22 protein-coding genes are annotated in these 19,497 nt (G+C 70.9%); 9 read left to right on the forward strand and 13 right to left on the reverse strand.

Annotated features, from left to right (window positions below):
- The first annotated feature begins 141 nt into the window (after positions 1-141).
- The 5 genes from AAME72_RS10170 (at position 142) to AAME72_RS10190 (ending at position 5,672) form a co-directional block, all read left to right on the forward strand.
- Complete coding sequence (locus AAME72_RS10170) at positions 142-1,506, forward strand: extracellular solute-binding protein (RefSeq protein ID WP_348786445.1); 1,365 nt, start codon at positions 142-144, stop codon at positions 1,504-1,506.
- A 63-nt stretch (positions 1,507-1,569) separates the two neighbouring features.
- The gene (locus AAME72_RS10175; RefSeq protein WP_348786446.1) at positions 1,570-2,532 is read left to right on the forward strand and encodes a sugar ABC transporter permease; all 963 of its coding nucleotides are present in this window, start codon (positions 1,570-1,572) and stop codon (positions 2,530-2,532) included.
- A complete protein-coding gene (locus tag AAME72_RS10180; protein WP_348786447.1) occupies positions 2,532-3,503 on the forward strand; it encodes a carbohydrate ABC transporter permease in 972 nt (323 codons plus the stop codon). The genes AAME72_RS10175 and AAME72_RS10180 overlap by 1 nt, the downstream gene beginning before the upstream one ends.
- Complete coding sequence (locus AAME72_RS10185; protein ID WP_348786448.1) at positions 3,500-4,408, forward strand: NAD(P)-dependent oxidoreductase; 909 nt, start codon at positions 3,500-3,502, stop codon at positions 4,406-4,408. The genes AAME72_RS10180 and AAME72_RS10185 overlap by 4 nt, the downstream gene beginning before the upstream one ends.
- Positions 4,401-5,672, forward strand: coding sequence for an enolase C-terminal domain-like protein (locus tag AAME72_RS10190; RefSeq protein WP_348786449.1), 1,272 nt, complete (start codon positions 4,401-4,403; stop codon positions 5,670-5,672). The genes AAME72_RS10185 and AAME72_RS10190 overlap by 8 nt, the downstream gene beginning before the upstream one ends.
- A 14-nt stretch (positions 5,673-5,686) precedes the next feature.
- Here the strand turns inward: AAME72_RS10190 and AAME72_RS10195 are convergent, their stop codons facing one another.
- On the reverse strand, positions 5,687-7,216 hold the full coding sequence (locus AAME72_RS10195; RefSeq protein ID WP_348786450.1) for an MFS transporter: 1,530 nt from the start codon (positions 7,214-7,216) through the stop codon (positions 5,687-5,689).
- Between the two features lie 71 nt (positions 7,217-7,287).
- Here AAME72_RS10195 and AAME72_RS10200 point away from each other — a divergent pair, with 71 nt between their 5' ends.
- Entirely contained in the window at positions 7,288-7,920 is a 633-nt protein-coding gene (locus AAME72_RS10200; RefSeq protein WP_348786451.1) for a TetR/AcrR family transcriptional regulator, read from the forward strand.
- Here the strand turns inward: AAME72_RS10200 and AAME72_RS10205 are convergent.
- The 4 genes from AAME72_RS10205 to AAME72_RS10220 form a co-directional block, all read right to left on the reverse strand.
- Positions 7,904-8,377 carry an SRPBCC domain-containing protein gene (locus AAME72_RS10205; RefSeq protein ID WP_348786452.1) on the reverse strand — a complete coding sequence of 158 codons (474 nt, stop codon included), beginning with the start codon at positions 8,375-8,377 and terminating at the stop codon, positions 7,904-7,906. The genes AAME72_RS10200 and AAME72_RS10205 overlap by 17 nt on opposite strands.
- Before the next feature lie 14 nt (positions 8,378-8,391).
- Positions 8,392-9,042 carry a dihydrofolate reductase family protein gene (locus AAME72_RS10210; protein WP_348786453.1) on the reverse strand — a complete coding sequence of 217 codons (651 nt, stop codon included), beginning with the start codon at positions 9,040-9,042 and terminating at the stop codon, positions 8,392-8,394.
- Between the two features lies 1 nt (position 9,043).
- Positions 9,044-9,382 carry a metalloregulator ArsR/SmtB family transcription factor gene (locus tag AAME72_RS10215; RefSeq protein WP_348786454.1) on the reverse strand — a complete coding sequence of 113 codons (339 nt, stop codon included), beginning with the start codon at positions 9,380-9,382 and terminating at the stop codon, positions 9,044-9,046.
- An 81-nt stretch (positions 9,383-9,463) separates the two neighbouring features.
- Positions 9,464-10,156 carry an SDR family NAD(P)-dependent oxidoreductase gene (locus tag AAME72_RS10220; protein ID WP_348790115.1) on the reverse strand — a complete coding sequence of 231 codons (693 nt, stop codon included), beginning with the start codon at positions 10,154-10,156 and terminating at the stop codon, positions 9,464-9,466.
- 116 nt (positions 10,157-10,272) lie between these two features.
- Between AAME72_RS10220 and AAME72_RS10225 the strand changes: the two genes are divergently transcribed.
- Positions 10,273-10,923 carry a TetR/AcrR family transcriptional regulator gene (locus AAME72_RS10225; protein WP_348786455.1) on the forward strand — a complete coding sequence of 217 codons (651 nt, stop codon included), beginning with the start codon at positions 10,273-10,275 and terminating at the stop codon, positions 10,921-10,923.
- Between the two features lie 47 nt (positions 10,924-10,970).
- On the opposite strand, the gene AAME72_RS10230 is transcribed toward AAME72_RS10225, so the two are convergent.
- Complete coding sequence (locus AAME72_RS10230; RefSeq protein WP_348786456.1) at positions 10,971-11,933, reverse strand: oxidoreductase; 963 nt, start codon at positions 11,931-11,933, stop codon at positions 10,971-10,973.
- On the opposite strand from AAME72_RS10230, the gene AAME72_RS10235 reads away from it, so the two are divergent.
- The gene (locus AAME72_RS10235; protein WP_348786457.1) at positions 11,932-12,420 is read left to right on the forward strand and encodes a substrate-binding domain-containing protein; all 489 of its coding nucleotides are present in this window, start codon (positions 11,932-11,934) and stop codon (positions 12,418-12,420) included. The two genes, AAME72_RS10230 and AAME72_RS10235, sit on opposite strands and share 2 nt — an antisense overlap.
- Before the next feature lie 5 nt (positions 12,421-12,425).
- Here the strand turns inward: AAME72_RS10235 and AAME72_RS10240 are convergent, their stop codons facing one another.
- The 6 genes from AAME72_RS10240 to AAME72_RS10265 form a co-directional block, all read right to left on the reverse strand.
- Positions 12,426-12,998 (reverse strand): dihydrofolate reductase family protein, encoded by a 573-nt coding sequence (locus AAME72_RS10240; RefSeq protein ID WP_348786458.1) that lies wholly within the window; start codon positions 12,996-12,998, stop codon positions 12,426-12,428.
- 170 nt (positions 12,999-13,168) lie between these two features.
- Complete coding sequence (locus AAME72_RS10245; protein WP_348786459.1) at positions 13,169-13,648, reverse strand: nucleoside deaminase; 480 nt, start codon at positions 13,646-13,648, stop codon at positions 13,169-13,171.
- A gap of 44 nt (positions 13,649-13,692) precedes the next feature.
- Complete coding sequence (locus AAME72_RS10250; protein WP_348786460.1) at positions 13,693-14,163, reverse strand: hypothetical protein; 471 nt, start codon at positions 14,161-14,163, stop codon at positions 13,693-13,695.
- Positions 14,160-15,620: an NAD(P)/FAD-dependent oxidoreductase gene (locus tag AAME72_RS10255; RefSeq protein ID WP_348786461.1), complete on the reverse strand. Its 1,461-nt coding sequence runs from the start codon at positions 15,618-15,620 to the stop codon at positions 14,160-14,162. The genes AAME72_RS10250 and AAME72_RS10255 overlap by 4 nt, the downstream gene beginning before the upstream one ends.
- Positions 15,620-16,063 (reverse strand): VOC family protein, encoded by a 444-nt coding sequence (locus tag AAME72_RS10260; RefSeq protein WP_348786462.1) that lies wholly within the window; start codon positions 16,061-16,063, stop codon positions 15,620-15,622. Before AAME72_RS10260 ends, AAME72_RS10255 begins: the two co-directional genes overlap by 1 nt.
- 72 nt (positions 16,064-16,135) lie before the next feature.
- Positions 16,136-17,608, reverse strand: a complete 1,473-nt coding sequence (locus AAME72_RS10265; RefSeq protein ID WP_348786463.1) for an MFS transporter — start codon at positions 17,606-17,608, stop codon at positions 16,136-16,138.
- 91 nt (positions 17,609-17,699) lie between these two features.
- Between AAME72_RS10265 and AAME72_RS10270 the strand changes: the two genes are divergently transcribed.
- A complete protein-coding gene (locus tag AAME72_RS10270) occupies positions 17,700-18,248 on the forward strand; it encodes a helix-turn-helix domain-containing protein (protein WP_348786464.1) in 549 nt (182 codons plus the stop codon).
- Between the two features lie 91 nt (positions 18,249-18,339).
- Here the strand turns inward: AAME72_RS10270 and AAME72_RS10275 are convergent, their stop codons facing one another.
- Complete coding sequence (locus tag AAME72_RS10275; RefSeq protein ID WP_348786465.1) at positions 18,340-19,419, reverse strand: LacI family DNA-binding transcriptional regulator; 1,080 nt, start codon at positions 19,417-19,419, stop codon at positions 18,340-18,342.
- Positions 19,420-19,497 lie beyond the last annotated feature (78 nt).

Below are 19,497 nucleotides of genomic sequence, written 5' to 3' on the forward strand. Positions count from 1 at the left end.
CGCGCAAGCGATTGCGCATATCTGCGAAATGCTTGCTTCGCGCCCGTCCATGAGGCAGACTGCGAATGCGAAAGCATTTGCGCTACCCATTCCATTCCGGAGAACAGCGGCTCTCCCCGCCGCAGCAACCAAGGAGTTTCAATGATGAAACCATCGCGTAAGGCCGCCGTCGCCGCAGCGACAGGAGTCGCCGTGCTCGCCGCACTGGTCGGATGCTCGAGTTCGCCCGCCTCCGAGGCAGGCAACGGCAAGGTCACGATCACGATCGGCGACCGGCCGGCCTCGTCGGACAAGGACAATCGCGCCTTCTACGACAGCCAGGTGAAGGCGTTCGAAAAGGCCAACCCCTCCATCACCCTCAAACCGATGGAGACGGCCTGGGACGCCACCACCTTCCAGGCCCTGGTCGCGGGCGGCAATCTGCCCGACGTCCTCAGCGTGCCGTTCACCGAGCCCCAGGGGCTCATCGCCCGCAAGCAGGTCGCCGACCTGAGCGGCGTGCTGAAGTCGAGCAAGCTGATCGACCAGCTGAACCCGACGGTGCTCAAGGTGGCGCAGGACAGCAGCGGCAACACCTACGGCGTCCCGGTGTCCGCGTACTCCGTCGGCCTCATCTACAACCGCGACCTGTTCACCAAGGCCGGCCTCGACCCCGACAAGCCCCCGACCACCTGGGAGGAGCTGCGCGCCGACGCCAAGCAGATCACCGAGAAGACCGGTGCCGCCGGCTACGCGCAGCTGACAACCAAGGGCCAGGGCGGCTGGATGTTCACCACCCAGACCTACGCGTTCGGCGGTAGCGTCGAGAACGCCGACGGCACGAAGGTCACCTTCGACAGCGCGCCGTCCAAGGATGCGCTGAAGGCGCTGCAGCAGATGCGCTGGACCGACGCCTCCATGCCCAGCACGACACTCCTCGACCTGGACGCGATGGCCCAGCAGTTCGCCGCAGGGAAGATCGGCATGTTCATGTCGGCGCCCGACCAGTACTCCGCCTCGGTGGTCACCAACGGCATGGACCCGAAGAACTTCGCTGTGGGCGGCCTGCCGCAGAACGGCGGCGAGCACGGCACGCTCTCCGGAGGGTCCGTCGAGGTGGTCAGCCCGAAGGCGACCGAGGAGCAGAAGCAGGCCGCGATCAAGTGGATCGAGTTCTACTACCTGGCCAAGTACCAGGACGAGGGCAAGGCGACGGCCACCGCCAAGGCCAGCGCCGCCGACAACCAGCCCGTCGGCCTTCCGGGGCTGCCCGTCCTGAGTGCCGAGCAGCAGGCGAAGTACAACGACTGGATCAAGCCCTACGTCAACGTGCCTGTCGACAACTTCGCGCCCTACGTGAAGGTGGCGGCCGACCAGGAGATCATCCCCGAGCCGGTGTCCCACGCGCAGGAGGTCTACGCCGCCCTGGACCCGGTGGTCCAGGCGGTGCTGACCGACCGGAACGCCGACATCGACTCGTTGCTCGCCAAGGCGGCAGGCGCCGTCCAGGCGAAGCTCGGGCGCTGACGCCCCGCGGCCCGGCACGCACGCTCGCGTGCGGCCGGGCCGCGACATCCCGAAGGAGTCACCATGGTCATCAGGGAGCAAGCCCCGGCCATTCCTCAGTCCCGCAGCCGGGCGGTGGAGCCGCCTCGCGCACGCCGGCGCAACCGGTTCCTCAGCTGGTATCGCCAGGGCGGATTGGTCGTCGTGCTCTTCGCCGTGCCGATCGTTCTGATCTTCCTCTACTTCTCGTGGGGGCCGATCGTGAGCGGGCTGCTGATGAGCCTGCAGAAGACGAACCTCGTCGACCCCGCGCAGTGGGTGGGCATCGGCAACTTCACCTACGTTCTCGCGGATCCCCTGCTCGGGCAGGCGACGCTCAACACCCTGTACTTCACCGTGCTGGCGATCATCTTCGGCTTTCCGCTGCCGATCTTCCTCGCCGTCTTCATGGCCGAGCTCAAGGGCCGGTCGTGGATCTACACGACGCTGGCCTACCTGCCCGTGATCGTGCCGCCGGTCGTGTCGATCCTGCTGTGGAAGGTGTTCTACGACTCGTCGGCCGACGGTCTGTTCAACTCCATCCTGGGCGTGATCGGCATCCCTCCGCAGCCGTGGCTGGACTCGACAGCGACCGCGATGCCCTCCATCGTGCTCGAGTCCACCTGGGCGGCCTCGGGGACCGCGGTCATCATCTACCTCGCTGCTCTCACCTCGGTGCGCGCCGAGCTGTACGAGGCGGCGGAGCTCGACGGGGCGAGTGTCTGGTCGCGCGTCTGGCACATCACCCTGCCGCAGATCCGCGGGATCATCCTGGTGATGCTGCTGCTTCAGATCATCGGCACGATGCAGCTGTTCACCGAGCCGTACCTGTTCACCGGCGGCGGCCCGCAGGGCGCGACCACCACGATCCTCCTCCTCATCTACAACTACGCGTTCGTCAACGGCGACTACGGCGCGGCGACGGCGTTGAGCGTCCTGCTCGCGGCGGGACTGTGCGTCCTTTCCGCGGTCTACCAGCTCGCGACGCGGAAATGGAGCACAGACTGATGAGCAGCTCACTTCTCGAGAGCGACGAGCAGGCGCGACTCGACGCGCCGGTCGTCCCCACCGCCCGCAGACGCCGGCGCGCTGCGGACGGCGGCGAGCGGAGCGTGATCTCCTTCAGCGACCGCAAACGCCTCCGCGTGCGGGTGCCGCTGACCATCGTGCAGATCCTCATCCTGGTCGGGCTGGTGATCGCCGGCCTCGGACCGCTGCTGTGGCTGCTGAAGGCGGCGATCTCGCCCACTCAGGACACGCTGCGCGAACCGCTCGCGCTGTTCCCGTCCGGCGTCGTGCAGTGGCAGAACCTCGCGACGGCGTGGGATCAGGGGCACATCGGCTACTACCTGGGCAACACCGCGATCCTCGCGCTCGGCGCGATGATCGCCAACCTCTTCGTCTGCACGACCGGCGCGTACGTGCTCAGCGTCCTCCGGCCGAAGTGGGGGCCGATCCTGTCGGGCGCCATCCTCGCGACGCTGTTCATCCCGAGCATCGTCTCCCTCGTCCCGCTCTACCTGACCGTGCTGAAGATGCCCGTGATCGGGGCCAACCTGACCAACACCTACTGGGCCGTCTGGCTGCCGGCGGCCGCGAGCGCGTTCAACGTGCTGGTCATCAAGCGCTTCTTCGACTCGATCCCGCGCGAGTACTTCGAGGCCGCCCGGATCGACGGAGCCGGCCACGTGCGGGTGTTCACGACCGTGGTGCTCCCGCTCTCGCGTCCCATCCTCGGCGTCGTCGCCCTGCTCGCCGTCATCGCCTCCTGGAAGGACTACCTGTGGCCCCTGCTCGTGCTCCCCGACCCGGCGCTCCAACCGGTGTCGGTCGCGCTGCCGAAGCTGGCGGCGCGCAGCGAGCTCAACATCCAGATGGCGGGGCTGTTCCTGGCGCTGCTCATCCCGGTGGTGCTGTTCATCGTCTTCCAGCGGTCGTTCCTCCGGGGCGTCGGAATGTCCGGCGGGGTGAAGGGATGATCGGGCCTCTGGGTGCGCTGCCCCGCCGCGTGCTGGTCACCGGAGCCGACGGTTCGATCGGCCGCGCGACCACCGAGCGCCTGATCGGCCTCGGCGTCGCCGTGACCGCGCTGTCGCTCGACTTCGCCGCGGACAGCCCGGCCGACCGGGTGATCGTCGGCGACGCGCGCGACGAGGCGACCGTGGCCGGGGCGCTGGAGGGCGCCGACGCGGTCGTCCACCTCGCGGCGATCCCGCATCCCTCGCTGGGGACGCCTGCGGTCGTCTTCGGGACGAACGCCGTCGCGACGTTCACCGTGCTCGCCCAGGCCGGGCAGGCGGGCGTGCAGCGTGCCGTGATCGCCAGCAGCATCAACGCGTTCGGCGTCCCGATGAACACGAACCAGGTGATGCCCGCCTACTACCCGCTCGACGAGGAGATCCCCGCCGACATCGCGGACGGCTACTCCCTCTCCAAGCAGGCCGACGAGGCGAGCGCGCGGATGGCGTTCCGGCGCTGGGGGATCAGCAGCGTCGCGCTGCGGTTCCCGCTCATCAAGGACAGGGACACCCTCCTGCGGAGCGCGGAGGACATCGCGAACGACCCGTCGAGCATGGCCAGGGAGGGATGGGCGTACCTCGACCTGCGTGACGGTGTCCGCGCCATCGAGCTGGCCCTGACCGTGCCGCTGAGCGGTGCGCACGTCGTCGGCCTCAGCGCGGACGACCTTCTGATCGACCGCCCGGCCGCCGAGCTGCTCCGTGCCTACGCGCCCTCCGTGCCTGTGCGTGGGGTGATCGGCGCACACGGACCGCTCGTGGACACCACACGGGCGCGCGACCTGCTCGGCTTCGAGCCGCAGCACTCCATCCACCGGCCCGACCGGGCCGACGACGAGCTCGAGTTGGGAGCCCTCCGTGCGTGACACCGCCCCGTTCCACACCTTCGACCAGCCGTGGACGGCCAGAGAGGCCGTGCGCATCACCGGCATCCGCGCCATCGTGACGGCGCCGGAGGGCATCCCCCTGGTGGTGGTCCGTGTCGATACCGACGTCGACGGGCTGTACGGGCTCGGCTGCGCGACCTTCACCCAGCGCTGGCACGCCGTCGTCGCGTTCGTCGAGCGGCACCTCGCGCCGCTGGTGGTCGGGCGGTACCCCGGTGACATCGGCGACCTGACCCGGCTGTCGCGCTACTCCGGCTACTGGCGCGAGGGCCCGGTGGAGAACAACGCGCTCTCGGGCCTCGACATGGCGCTGTGGGACATCGCGGGCAAGCGCGCGGGGCTTCCGGTGCACGAGTTGCTCGGCGGCAAGGTGCGGGCAGCGGCCGACACGTACATCCATGCCGGCGGCCGTGACATCCGGAGCACGCTGGATCAGGCGGAGGAATTCGTCGCGCAGGGCTGGCGCCACGTGCGGCTGCAGTCCGGCCAGACTGGCATCGGCACCTACGGCGCTCCTGTGGTCGAGGGGGTGCCGCGCGCCGGCGCGCCGTATCCGCGCGGCTGGAACGTCGGCGAGTACCTGGCCGGTCTGCCCCGGCTGTTCGAGCAGGCCCGCGAGCGCCTCGGCGACGGCGTCGAGCTGCTGCACGACGTGCACTCGCGGCTCACGCCCAAGCAGGCGGTCGTCCTCGCCCGGTCGCTGGAGCCGTACCGACTGTACTTCCTGGAGGATGTGCTGGCCCCCGAGCACTGGGACCGACTCCCCGAGGTGCGCTCGCAGTCCCCGGTGCCCATCGCGGTCGGCGAGCTCGCCACCTCCCTCACCGACGCCGCGCGGCTGATCAGCGGCGGAGGCGTGGACTTCATCCGCGCCCACATCTCGGCGATCGGCGGCCTCACGCCCGCCAAGAAGCTGGCCACCCTCGCCGAGTTCTTCGGAGTCAGGACCGCGTGGCACGCCCCGGGCGACACCTCGCCGGTGGGCGCCGCCGCCAACGTGGCGGTCGATGTCACGACGAGCGCGTTCGGCATCCAGGAAGGGCACGTCTACAACGAGGCGACGCACGAGGTGTTCCCCGGGACGCTGGACATCGTCGACGGCTGGCTCACGCCGAACGAGGCGCCCGGCTGGGGCATCGACCTCGACGAGCGTGAGGCGGCGCGCTACCCCGCCGAGCTCTCCGCCCACGACGAGTGGGCCGCGGGCGTGAGAGGGCTCGACGGGGGGTTGTACGCTCCGTGACGCCGGGATGACGGTCAGTGGGCGACGACAGGCTCCGGGGCGTCGGCCTCCGTGTCGGCACCGCGGACCGGCGAGTCCGCGGCGGTGACGGGGCGCCGGCGGTAGAGGAACGCGGTCAGCACCGCGCCGAACGCGAAGAACGCCGCGCCCCACCAATACGCCGTCGCGTAGCTGTGCACGGCCGCCTCGGCCGCGACGGCCGGGGTCGGCGGCAGGTGCGACGCGAGGTAGTCGGTCGCGGCGGTCGCGGCCAGCGTGTTGAGCAGGGCCGTGCCGATCGAGCCTCCGACCTGCTGGCTGGTGTTGACCATGGCGGACGCCACGCCCGCGTAGTGCCGGTCGACGCCGAGGGTCGCGGTCTGGATGGCCGCCGGCATCGTCGAGCCCATCCCGAAGCCGAGGATCATGAGCGGAGGCAGAAGGTCGACAGCATAGTTCGCGGTCACTCCGAGGTGCGTCAGGTAGACCATGCCGCTGGCGGCGATCGTCATGCCGATCGGCACCATGACCTTCGGTCCGAAGCGCGGCAGGAAGATGTTGGTCGAGAGCTGAGCGGCGAGCACCAGCATCGCGATCATCGGCAGGAAGCCGAGTCCCGTCTGGATGGGCGTGAACTTCAGCGTCGCCTGCAGGTAGTAGGTGACGAACAGGAAGATGCCGAACATCCCTGCGCCCGCGATCAGGATCGCGCTGTACGACGCCGCCCGGTTGCGGTGCAGGACGATCGGGAGCGGGAGCAGCGGGTGCTCCGCACGGCGCTGCCAGAGCACGAAGGCGATCAGGAGCACGCCCGCGGCGGTGAGGAAGCCCCACGAGGCCGGCGAGTCCCAGCCGTCGGACTCCGCGTTGGAGAAGCCGTACACGAGCGAGAACAGCGCGGCCGAGACCAGGATGGTGCCGGGCACATCCAGCTTCGGTCGCGGTCCGACGCGCGGCACGGAGGTGACGAAGACGAGGGCGCCCGCGATCGCGACGATCGCGATGACCACGTTGATGTAGAGGTTCCAGCGCCAGTCGAGCTGCTCGGTGAGCACGCCGCCGAGCAGCAGGCCGACGGCGCCGCCGGCTCCCGCGATGGCACCGAAGATGCCGAACGCGCGGGCGCGCTCCTTCGGCACGGTGAAGGTCGTTGTCAGCACGGCGAGGGCGGTCGGGGCGAGCAGCGCGCCGAACGCCCCCTGGAGGGCCCGCGCGCCGACCAGCAGGCCGAAGGTGGTGGCCGCGCCGCCGAGCGCGGAGGCGCCGGCGAACCCGATCAGTCCGATGATGAAGGAGCGTTTGCGGCCGATGAGGTCGGAGAGGCGGCCGCCGAAGAGGAGGAGGCTGCCGAAGGCGAGCGAATAGGCGGTCACGATCCACTGGCGGTCCGCGTTGCTGAAGCCGAGATCGGCCTGCGCGGAGGGCAGTGCGATGTTCACGACGGTCGAGTCGAGGACGACCATCAGCTGCGCCAGCGCGACGGTGACGAGCGTCCACCAGCGGCGGGTGGATGCGGCCGGCTGCCCGGGTGCGGCCGGCGAAAGAGTGGGCGAGGTCTGTGGCATGCGGGCCAGCATATACGAAACTCGCGAGTTCCGGATCTCTTTTGTTCAGAAATTCATCTAGACTGTCTGCAATGGAAACTTCAGCCCCCGCGACGAGGCTCGGGCGCAAGCGGGACCACACGCGCGACCCGGAGATCCTCGACGCCGCCCTCGACGTGCTCGCAGAGGTCGGCTACGACCGCATGACCATGGACATGGTGGCCGCGCGCGCCAAGGCCGGCAAGGCCACGGTGTACCGGCGCTGGCCGTCGAAGGCCGACCTCGTGATCGAGGCCGTCGCCTGCATGAAGAAGGCGGATGCCGACCCCGCGAAGCTGCCCGACACCGGGACGCTTCGCGGGGATCTGATCGCGATGATGAAGCCGCACACGATCGTGGACGCCGAGAAGAAGCTGCAGGTGATGGCCGGCTTGGTCTCGATGCTCGCGCAGAGTCCCGAGTTCACCGACGCCGTGAACGAGGCGATCGTCGAGCCGCGCGCCTCCATCAACAGGGTGTTCCTGCGCCGGGCGGTCGACCGCGGCGAGATCCCGGCGGACGTGGACATCGACCAGCTCGCCCTCCTCGCGCCGTCGATGGCCGCCTACCGCACGCTCGTACTGCGCAAGCCGGTCGACCGTGCGTTCCTCATGGGCGTGCTCGACGACATCCTGCTGCCCGCGGTGGGCATCCGGAAGGGCGACGCGGTCAGCGCGCAGGCGTGAGGTAGAGGCCGAGGGACTCGATCAGCCCCTTCGTGCCCCGCTCGCGGCTGACCCCGTCCGCCCAGAAGCGGTCGAAGAAGACGCCGTGCTCGGTGTGCGTGAAGCGCGTTCCGCTCTCGATCGGGTCGAACTCCAGCGAGGCGACGGACGTGGACATGTGCTCGCCGTCGAGCCACATGTCGTAGGTCGTCACGATGCGGACGTGCTCCACGATGTCGGTGTAGGTCGCGACGTAGCGCGAGACGGGTCCGTCGTGGAACTTCGCCTCGTCGATGTCGCGGCCGCCGACCCGGAAGTCGAAGACCCATTCGCGGTTCTGCTCGAAGGCATCGCCGGCGCCCCACCAGGCGAGCTTCTCCTGCTCGACCGCGAAGGCGTCCCAGACGCGCTCGATCGGTGCGGGGTAGTCGCGGGTCAGCGTGAAGCCGGAGCGTGCCAGGCGGCGTTCGATCGTCATGATTCGTTCCTTTCTCAGCGGGTGAGGGTGATGTGGAGCTCGCCGCTCTCGGCGACCTCGCTGGTCACGGTGTAGTCGGCGTCGAAGCCGGCGAGGTCGTCGAACAGGCGGTGTCCCCGGCCGAGGAAGATCGGCGCCACCATCAGATGCAGGTCGTCGACGAGTCCGGCTCGGAGGAAGGCGCTGGCGGTGCCGTATCCACCGCCGATGCGCACGTCCCGGCCGCCGGCGGCCCGGGTCGCCTCGGCGAGCACGTCCTCGGGGCTCGCGTCGCGGAAGTGGAACGTCGTGCCGCCGGCCATCTCGACGGAGGGCCGCGGCGCGCTGTGCGTGAGCACGTAGACCGGGGTGCCGAACGGCGGCCGCTCGCCCCACCAGCCCTTCCAGTCCGGGTCGTCGGGGAAGCTGTGCAGGCCGAACATCCCGGCCCCCATGATCTCGGCGCCGACGCCCTCGAAGAACGCGGCGGCGTAGCGCTCGTCCACTCCCGTCGTGCCGGCACCGGTGGTGTCCCCGAAGATCCTGGCGCGGAAGGTGCGGGTGGCGGTGTATGCGGCCGTCAGGCGCCCCCAGTCCGGGCCCATCGGTTCGTCGGGCGTCGCATCGGCGGGGTCGGGCGTGTAGCCGTCGAGCGAGGCGAAGAGGTCCATGCGGACGCGGGTCATGTCAGTGCTCCTTCTCGGTGGTGCGGATCAGGTGGATGCCGAGCCGGTCGGCCTGGTGCTCCGCTGGCGTGCGCTGCTCCCCGAGCCACAGGTGGAGCACGTCGAGGGCTCCCGGCCGGAGAGTGACGGTGCGCACCCTCCCGTGCTTCTCGGAGGTGATGACGCCCGCGTCCTCGAGCACCCGGAGGTGCTGCAGGAACGACGGGAGCGCCATGGCGAACGGCTCCGCCAGCTCCGACACGACCGCAGGCGCCTTCGCCAGTCGCTCGACGACCGCGCGACGCGTCGGGTCGGCGAGCGCGCGGAGCACGCCGTCGAGCTGGTCGTGATAGTTAGGCATATACCTAACTATACAAGCGACGGTGAACGCGTCAAGAGCGGGTTCGTGGCGCCCGCTCCCGGTCTCCCTTCCGTCGCCGCGTCAGGGCCGCTGTTCCGTGATATGGACGTGGACGTCGGTCCGCTCCTCGGCCATCGTCCAGAGCCGGTGGGCGATGTCGGCAGGGTCGATCGCCGTCGGACCCGCGTAGGGGGAGCCCTTCACCGAGCCGTTGATGACGATCTCGCCGACGTAGACGCCCTCCTCGCGCAGGCGAGCGGCGAGCAGCCCGACGAGCTTTGTCTTGGCTGAGCACTCCAGCGCGACGCCGTCGCCGCCGAACGAGACGGCGTACGCGTCGATGGCGTCGTCCTGCAGACCGAGGGCGCCGTTGACGACGAGGACCGAGCCGGTGCCCGCCGCGCGGAGGTCGTCGCGTACTGCCTGGACGGCGGTGAGCAGCCCGGCGACCCCGATGTCGAACACGTGCGCGACCTGCGCCGGGTCGCTGTCGAGGACGTCGTTCACGGCGACGCTCCGGTAGGCGGTAAGCGCGAGCGCGGTCACGGCGCCGAGTTCGGTGCGGATGCGTTCCAACGTGCTGCTGAGGGATGCCGGGTCGCTCGCGTCGCCCACGAACGGCCGCGCGGCGATGCCGGCGGCGCCGAGCTCGGCGACGCCGGCGTCCAGCCGGTCGGCGTTGCGGCCGATCACCGCGACCGACCAGCCCCTCCCTCCGAATTCGCGGGCGATGGCGTGACCGTTTCCGGGACCGTATCCGACGACGACGAGCAGGGGATGATCTCATTCCCAGGGGACAGGCGACGCTCCGGGTGAGCGTCGCTGGTGCCCACCGTAGCATTAAACGGAATCGGAAGCTCCGGATCCGTTTATTCGGGTAGGATGGCAGCGTGAGCACCCCAGCCCCGTCCGGCAGGCGACCGCGAGCGGACGCGGAACGCAACCGCCGGCGTATCCTCGACGCCGCGACCCGGGTGTTCGCGGAGCGCGGGCCGGCGGCGACGCTCGGTGACGTCGCGACGGCCGCGAAGGTCGGGATCGGCACCATCTACCGCAAGTTCCCCGACAAGCAGGCGCTGATGGACGCCCTCTTCGAGGACCGGATCGACGCCATCATGCGGGTGGTCGACGAGGCCGCCGAGCTGGCGGACCCGGGCGAGGCCTTCCGCGCGTACCTCGTCGGCATGATCGGGCTGCATGCCGCCGACCGCAGCCTCGCCACGGTGCTGTTCGCCCCCGGTCGCTACGACCGCTTCCCACCGGAACTGAGCGACCGGCTCGGTTCCACCGCCGACCGCCTCATCGCCGACGCGGTCGCGGCCGGAGAGCTCCGTCCCGGCTTCACCCGCCAGGACACCATCGCCCTTGCCGCGATGGTGAGTACAATCGCGCTCGCGACACGCGCGGACGATCCCGAGTTGTGGCGCCGCTACGCGGACATCGTCGTGAATGGGACGCGCGCGACCGCCGACGGAGCCCCGCTCGCTCCAGAGCCGCCCGGGTTCCGGGCGATGACCGAAGCGCTCAGCCGGGTGCTCTGATCCGTCCGCGAGGCCCCAGCCGAGATGGGGTCAGGAGCGGGTGGAATCTAGCCCGCGTCGGCGCCGTCGCTCGACGCGGCGAGCAGGGGGACGATCACGTCGCTGATCGGCGTCGGGATGCCGTGCTTCCGTCCGAGGCGTCGCACCACGCCGTTGCGCGCGTCCCACTCGAGCGGCCGGCCGGCCTCCCGGTCGGCGAGGATCGACGTGCCGAGGTCTTCGGGGAACGACCGGAACCGGGCCAGCAGCTCGGCCGGGACGTCGTCGTCCAACGCCGCTCCCTCGGCGCGGGCGACGGCGAGGCACTCGCGCAGGTAGTCCAGCGCGAGTGCCGCGATGTCGTCCCGGCGGAACATCCCCGCCCGGCGGCCGGTCAGCACCATGAGCCCGGCGACCGCGTTCTGGAGCAGCTTGCGCCAGGCCACGGACGCGAAATCGGCGGACAGCTCCACCTCGCACCAGCTGCCGTGCAGTGCCTGACGCACGACCGCCGACGCCGGATCGTCCGGCAGCGTGAGACGCGCGTCGCCGCGCAGCAGGACAGAGCCGTCTGGCTGCGTCTCGGCGGGGAACCACACCACCGAGGGGACGATCCGCGCCCCTGGCATGATCGGCTCCAGCGCCGCGAGCTGCTCGACGCCGTTCTGCAGGACGCAGACCACGGTCTGCGGGCCCACAAGCGCGTTCAGCCACGAGGACGTGGCAGCCAGCTGGGTCGTCTTCACCGCGAGGAAGACGAGCTCGGCAGGCTCGCCGACCGTCGTCGGGTCGGTGGCGACCGGACCGGGGACGACGGTGTCGCTATCGCCGCGGCGCAGAACGAGGCGATCGCGAGCGGTCCGCCCGTAGAGCCGGACGGGCCGGCCGGCCTCGTGCAGGGCCGCCGCGACGGTGGTCCCGATCGCTCCGGGGCCGATCAGGGCGATCGTCCCGGTGGGCGTGGGCGTGGGCGTGGGCGTGGACGCGGGAGCGGGTGCTGGAGCTGCGGTTCGAGGCTCGGCTGTGCTCATGCCCACCACCCTAGGGCGGCGGCGCCACCTGATCGACCTCGGCCACACAGACGCGCGCCCGCACGGTGTCGGAGACTGGACGGCGGCGAGCGGATACGAGTTCGGCCGCACGTTCCCGGTCGCCGAACCCTTCACCGCCGCGTTCATCGCCAACGACGCGATGGCGGTGGGTTTCATCGGCGCCCTCGCCGAACGTGGCTACGACGTGCTGCGCGATGTCAGCGTCGTCGGCTTCGACGACGTCCCGGAAGCGCAGTTCCTGCGCCCGGGCCTGACGACGGTGCGTCAGGACTTCGGCGCTCTCGGTGAGGCCGCGCTCACCGTGATCCTGGAGGTGCTGGACGGCCCGGGCACGGGACGATCACCGGCACCGCTGGAGCCGACGCTCGTGGAACGCGGGTCGAGCGCCCGCGTCGCCGGGAGCCGGGATGAGCCCGCCCGTCCCGTCGCGAGCGCGACGGCTCCGGCGACGGCGCACGGGTCTTAGCGGGCTCACCGGAGGACGCGGTAGCGGATGTGGGTGGCGTGCGGCGTGTCGATCACACGGAGGACCTCCAGTTCAACCTCGGCGGGGAGGGTGTCGAACAGCCGGTGTCCATCCCCGAGGAGGACCGGGATGAGGTGCACCTGGATCTCGTCCAGCACGCCCTCCTCGATTGCCTTTCTCGCGGTGTAGCCGCCCTGAACATAGACGTTCCGGTCGCCGGCGGCGGCCGCGGCCTGCGCGATTGCGCTGCGGATCCCGTCGAGGACGTACGTGACGTTGGGGTAGCCCCAGCGGGCGGCCGGGCCGGGTGGCCGGTGGCTGGGGACAAAGATCGGGACGCCGTTGTGCACGTCGCCGCCCCAGTGGTCCATCAGCTCGGCCGTCCTGCGGCCGGTCACGACCGCGCCGATCTCGTCGAGCTCGTCGGCGAGGGCCTTCGCGTCGCCCGTGAGCGCCGCCTCGTCTCCTCCGGGCGCGTACCAATCGTGCAGACGGTTGCCGTCGGAGCCGCCGAGGAAGTCGTCCGGGGTGGAGACGAATCCGTCCAGCGAGACGGACATGTAGAGCACGGTAGCCATGATGACTCTCCCTTCCGCGCGGCCTCATCGCTGCCACGGGGACGACCCTACGGTCCAGGGGGTGTTGACGAATAGCGCCGAATTCCGTGAGTGCGGCGCCGCGTAACCACTGCGGCGGCGCGCGGGCGGGCAGGGGTTACGGGCTACCGCAGAAGCGGCGACCGTCGGCGTCAGCCGACCCAGAACCCCTCGTGCGGCACGGCGGCCTCCTCCTCCAGGAGCGGGCCGATGACCGTGACCTCCCTGTTGCCGTCCGCGAAGACCAGACGGCACGGGTGGGCGAGCGTCGGGGTGTCCGGGTGGTCGCCCGCCACCGCGCGCAGGCCCGACTCCGGCAGCCCGTAGACCACCGCGCCGATCCCGGACCAGTAGATGGCGCCCGCGCACATCGCGCACGGCTCGCACGAGGTGACGAGGGTGTGCTGCCGGAGCTCGTCGGCAGGGATGCTGCGGGAGGCCATCCGGACCAGGTTGGTCTCCGCGTGGTTGGTGACGTCGTTCCCGCTCGTGACCGTGTTCTCCGCCTCCAGGACGACCCTGCCGTCCGGGCCCACGAGCACGGCGCCGAAGGGGTGGTTGCCGTGCGCCCGCGCGTCGGCGGCGAGCTGGATGGCGCGGCGCAGGTGCTCCTCGTGGGCAGACGTGGTCATGGGCGGTCCTCACTGCTGGTGTCCGTTGAAGGCTAGCAACCGCCTCACCACCAGTCGCCGCCGTCGATCCAGCCGTCGAAGCCGAGGCCGCCGTCGAAGCTCGCCCAGAGGGCCGAGGTGAGGGCGATGTCCGCGACCGTGTCGAAGATGGTGTAGCCGACGATCGTCTTCATCACCGGGTCGTCGGTGTCGCCGAGCGCCCGCCGGATCGCTCCCGGGCGACGCTTCTCGGAGCGGGCCGCCGCCTTCGCGAGGCTCTTCGGGCGGGCGTCGGCCGGCTTCTCGGCGGGAGTGGCCGCCTCCGCCGTGAAGCGATCGAAGAGCAGGTCGAGCTGCGCGGGCGTCAGCTTCTCGAACGCCTCGACGTGCACCCGCTCGATCGTCTTCGGGGAGGACGATGCCAGCAGCCGCTCGTAGCGGGCCACGGCCTCCGCGTCCGCCCGGGTGACGCCGGGCTCGAGGGGGGTGTCGGGCAGATCCAGGTTCCGCCCGAAGATGCGGTCGACGATTCTCATGATGCTGCTCCTGTTCGGTCGGTGTTGCTGGATGCGCGGCCGTAGCTCTCCAGGAGCCGCAGCCAGATCTCCGAGACGGTGGGGAAGGCCGGAACGGCGTGCCACAGCCGGCTCAGCGGGACCTCGCCGACGATGGCCGTCGTCGCGGTCTGGACGAGCTCGGCGACGTCGGGGCCGACGAAGGTCGCGCCGACGACGACCTCGCGGTCGGGGTCGACGATCAGCCGTGCCCGGCCGCGGTAGCCGGTGCGCGAGAGGGCGGCGCCGGCGACCAGTCCGAGGTCGTAGTCGACGACGCGCACGGTGCGCCCCGCCGCACGCGCGGCGTCCGCGGTGATGCCGACGGACGCGATCTCCGGGGAGGTGAACACGACCTGCGGCACCGCGCCATGGTCGGCGGTGGCGACGTGGGCGCCCCACGGCCCGTCGTCGAGGGCTCGACCCGCGGCACGGGCGGCGATCGCGTCCCCGGCGGCACGGGCCTGGTACTTGCCCTGGTGGGTGAGGAGGGCCCGTCCGTTCACGTCGCCGACGGCGTAGAGCCAGTCGGTGCCGTCGACGAGGAGGGTGTCGTCGGTCGGGAGCCACGCGCCGGGCGTCAGCCCCACGGTCTCCAGCCCGACGTCGCCGGTGGCCGGCGCGCGTCCGGTCGCGACCAGCAGCCGGTCGGCGGTCACCGTGCCGGCGCTCGTCCGGATCCGGTACTCGCCGCCGTCGCGCTCGACCGCCTCGGTGGCGGTGCGGGTGAGCACGGTCGCCCCGGCGCCGCGGAGGGCCTCCGCGACGGCCTCGCCCGCGAACTCCTCCAGCCCGCCGAGCAGTCCGCCGCGGGCGATCAGCGTGACCTGCGAGCCGAGCGCCTGATAGGCGGTCGCCATCTCGGTGGCGACCACGCCGCCGCCGATGATGGCGAGCCGTGCGGGCAGCTCCTGCACCGCAGTCGCCTCGCGGTTCGTCCACGGCTCGGACTCCGCGAGCCCCGGGATGCCGGGGATCCGCGCGCTGGAGCCGGTCGTGATCGCGACCGCGTGCCGGGCGCGCAGCTCGACGGTGCCGCCGTCGGCGAGGGTCACGGTGACCCGGCGCTCGCCGCTCAGCCGGCCGTGACCGCGCAGCAGGGCGATCCCGGCCTGGTCGAGCCAGCGCACCTGGTCCTCGTCGGACCAACCGCTGGTGGACTCGTCCCGCCTGCGCAGCACCGCCTCCACATCCAGCTCGCCCGTGATCCGCTCCGACAGTCCGGGAGTCGCGCGGGCGAGCTCGACGGCGTGGACCGGGCGGAGGAGCGCCTTGGACGGTTCGCAGGCCCAGTAGGAGCACTCGCCGCCGACCAGTTCGCGTTCCACGATCACGGTCTCGAGGCCGCCCTGCATCGCCCTGTCGGCGACGTTCTCGCCGACCGGGCCGGCGCCGATGACGACCAGGTCCACCTCGCGGACCTCGGTGTGCGCGCCCATCAGCGGCCCGGGGCGCGGTTGACGACCTGCTGGATGGTCCAGCCGTTGCCATCCGGGTCCGAGAACGAGGCGTAGCTGCCGTAGCTGTCGGTGGCGGGGTGCGGTCCGGGGACCCGGTTCACGTCGCCCTCGTAGTGGAAGATGCCGTCCGCGTCGTGCCAGATCTCGCTGACCTCGACGCCGCGCTCCAGCAGCTCCGCCCGGGCGCCGGCGAGGTCGCCGGTGACGAGGTGGAGGCCCTGCGACGAGCCGGGGACCGCGCTGGTGAGCTTCTCGCCGAAGATGACGGACGCCTCCGATCCGGGAGGGGTCACCTGCACGACCCGCAGGCCCTTGTCCGTCGAGAAGTCGGCGTCCAGGCGGAAGCCGGCGCGCTCGTAGAAGTCCTTGGCGCGGTCGACGTCCGCGACGGGGATGACGGCGATTTCGAGCTTCAGTTCCATGATGTCTTTCCTTTCATAACTGGTTAGAACGGTTATGAGCCTGGCATACGAATGCATAACCTGTCAAACAAGTTATTTTGATTCGGCGAGTCGGGGGTCGGCGGCAGGCGCGGCGGGTGCCGTCGCGGCCGGTGCCGTCGTCGCGCCGCCGCGCGACCTGCGGGCGGCGACGAGCATGACGACGCCGACGAGGATGGCGAGCGCGTAGAAGCCCGCCGCGACGTGGAACACGCTCTGGAACCCGGTGACCTGCGCCGCGATCCCGGCCCGGTCCCCGCCGGCCGCGACGAACACGCCGGCCAGGATGGCGAGACCGACCGATCCGCCGAGCTGGTGTGCCGTGTTCACCAGTCCGGAGCCCGCGCCGGCCTGCTCCGCGGGCACGTCGGCCATCCCGAGCTGGGTGAGCAGGATGATCGCGATGCCCTGACCGACGCCGAGGACGAGCAGGGGCAGCAGGATCCAGGGCAGGAACGCCGTGCCTGCGCCGACCGTCGAGAGCCAGCCCATCCCCACGAGGGCGAGGATCAGCGAGGCGACGAGCAGCCGCTCCTGGCCCATCCATCGCACCAGCGGGCGGACCACGTACACCGTCGCGAAGAACATGCCGGTCAGTGGGATGAAGCTGAGGCCCGCGAGCAGCGCGCTGAAGTGCAGGACGTCCTGCAGGTACTGGCTGAGGAAGTAGAACGTCGAGAACATCGCGCCGACGATGAGGACGCGGGCGATGTACGCGCCCGACCGGGTCGCGTTCGCGAACAGACCGAGTGGGACGATCGGCTCGGCGCTTCGGCGCTCGATGAGCACGAAGGCCGCGACCAGCACCGCCGCGAGTGCGAGGAGACCGAGGACGATCGGCGACGTCCAGCCCGCGGTGCTCGACTCGATCAGGCCCCAGACCAGGGCGGTCATGCCGACGGTGATCGCCAGGGCGCCCGCCAGGTCGAAGCTGCCGCGCCGGCGGGCGGTCTCGGTGAGGAAGCGCGGGGAGAGCAGCACGACGATCAGGCCGATCGGCACGTTGATGAGGAGTCCCCAGCGCCAGGAGAGCAGGTCGGTGAAGACGCCGCCGACGATGATGCCGACGCTCGCGCCCGCGCCGATCACCGCGCTGTAGATCGCGATGGCACGGCTGCGCTGTTCCGGCTCCGGGTAGGCGCCGACCAGGAGGGCGAGCGTGGACGGGATGGCGAAAGCCGAGGCGGCGCCCTGCAGGATGCGGGCGGCGAGCAGCGTCGGCACGTTGACGGCGAGTCCGGCGAGCAGGGACGCGAGCGCGAAGACCGCGACGGCGATCACGAAGACGCGACGGCGCCCGGCGAGGTCGCCGATGCGCGCGCCGAGCAGCAGCAGGCCGCCGAAGGTGAGGACGTAGGCGTTCTGCACCCACGACAGCGAGGTGGGGGAGAAGCCGAGTTCGGCGACCAGATGGGGGAGGGCCGTCGTGACGATCGAGGTGTCGAGGACCATCATCAGCTGCGCGCCCATGATGAGCGCCAGCACGACGGTGCGGCGCCATCTCGGCGTCGGCGTTGTGGAAGACATCGGTAGCTCCTTAGGATTAGTGGGGGGTGCCCCCCGCTTACGAAAGTCGAAACGGGGGGATTCCCCCACTTATTCCTGAGGGAGGCAGAAAATGTCCGATCGCCCGCTCCGCGCCGACGCCCGGCGCAATCACGAGCGCATCGTTGAGGCCGCGACCGCGGTGTTCGCCGAGGCGGGGGCGTCGGCCTCGCTGGAGGAGGTGGCACGGCGCGCGGGTGTGGGGAGCGCGACGCTGTACCGGCGGTTCCCGACCCGTGGCGCGCTGTTCGAGGCCGTCTACTCGGGTCAGGTCGACCAGTTGCTCGCGCCCGGCGCGGGGGAGGGGGCCGGGTCGCCGGGTGAGGCGCTCGACGCCTGGCTGCGCCGGTTCGTCGACTTCATCATCGGCAAGCGCGCGTTCGCGGAGGAGATGGCGCACGACACGGAGATCGTCTACGCGGCGCGGCGGCGCATCTACGGGACAGCGGAACCGCTCCTCGCCGCGGCGCAGGCGGCGGGCGAGGCGCGCACGGATGTGACCGCCGACGACATCCTCCGGATGCTCAGCGGCATCGGCCTCGCCGACTACCCGCAGTCGGGGCAGCTGGAGCGCGTCGTCGGCGTCTGCCTCGACGGCCTCCGCCCTGACCCTCGCGCATAACCCGCGCGCATCCCCGCCCTTCGCGCGCCGAAGGGCACGTGGTTGTCGCTTTCTTGCCCGAAAAGCGACAACAACGTGCCCCTCGGGAAGGTCAGCAGCCGCAGCTGCGGCGGAGGACGAGCTCCACGGGGAGCATCCTGCTCTCGGGTGCGGTGTCGGGGTCGGCGATGCGGTCGGCCAGGAGCTCGACCGCGATCCGGCCGAGCGCATCCATCGGCTGGCGCACCGTGGTGAGCGACGGGCGGACGCTGCGCCCGGCGTCGATCCCGTCGAAGCCGGTGACGATGACGTCGCCGGGCACGGAGACGCCGGCGGCCGCGAGCGCTTCGAGCAGGCCGAGGGCGGTCTGGTCGGAGCTGCAGACGATCGCCCCGGGCAGCGGGCCGGCGGCGACGAGCGGCGCGAACAGCTTCTTCGTCTCCATCCGGCCGCCCGCCCCGAGGGCCAGCGGCTCGGGGGCGGGGATGCCGCGCGCGGTGAGCGCCTCCCGGAACCCGGCGTAGCGGTTGCTGCGGTCGTAGTCGTCGGCCGGTCCGGCGAACCAGAACTCCTCGACGCCGTGCGTCTCGACGAGGTGCGCGGTCAGGGCCGCCATCCCCGCCCGGTTGTTCACCGTCACCGAGCTGAAGCCGGTGCTCGGGGCGGGCTCGTGGCTGACCATCACGATCGGCTTGGTGCGTCCGAGCCGGCGAAGCGCCTGGTCGGACATGACGTGGGGGAGCACGATCAGCCCGTCCACACGTCGTGCCACCTCGTCGATCGCGACGCCGCTCGCGTCCGCCTGCTGCCAGCCGAGGGCCAGCGGGATGCCGCGGAGGGTGCACTCCAGCTCGACGCCGCGGAGCACCTCGTCCGCGAACAGCGGGTAGAGCCGGGGGGAGGAATCCTCCTCGCGCACGGTGCGCACGAGGTCGGCGGAGGCGGCGTCGATCGTCTCGAGTTCGTCCGGCTCGTGGCCGCTGAACGAGTACAGGCCGATGACGCCGGTGTGCTTCTCGGCGAGGCCGCGGGCGAGCCCGCTCGGCGTGTAGCCGAGTTCGTCGACGGCGCGCTCGATGAGCTCCCTGGTGGCCGGTTTCACCACGGCAGGGTTGCGGAAGAACCGGGAGATCGTGGCCGTCGAGACGCCGACGCGCGCTGCGACGTCGTACACGGTCGGGGTGTCACCCATGCGGTCTCCTTCGTGTGCGCAGAGGGGCTCCGGCCGCCCTGCGCGCGTGGCTATCCTGCTGCATCCCGAGCCGAAACA

It is taken from the genome of Leifsonia sp. NPDC080035 (assembly GCF_040050925.1).
GTDB lineage: Bacteria > Actinomycetota > Actinomycetes > Actinomycetales > Microbacteriaceae > Leifsonia.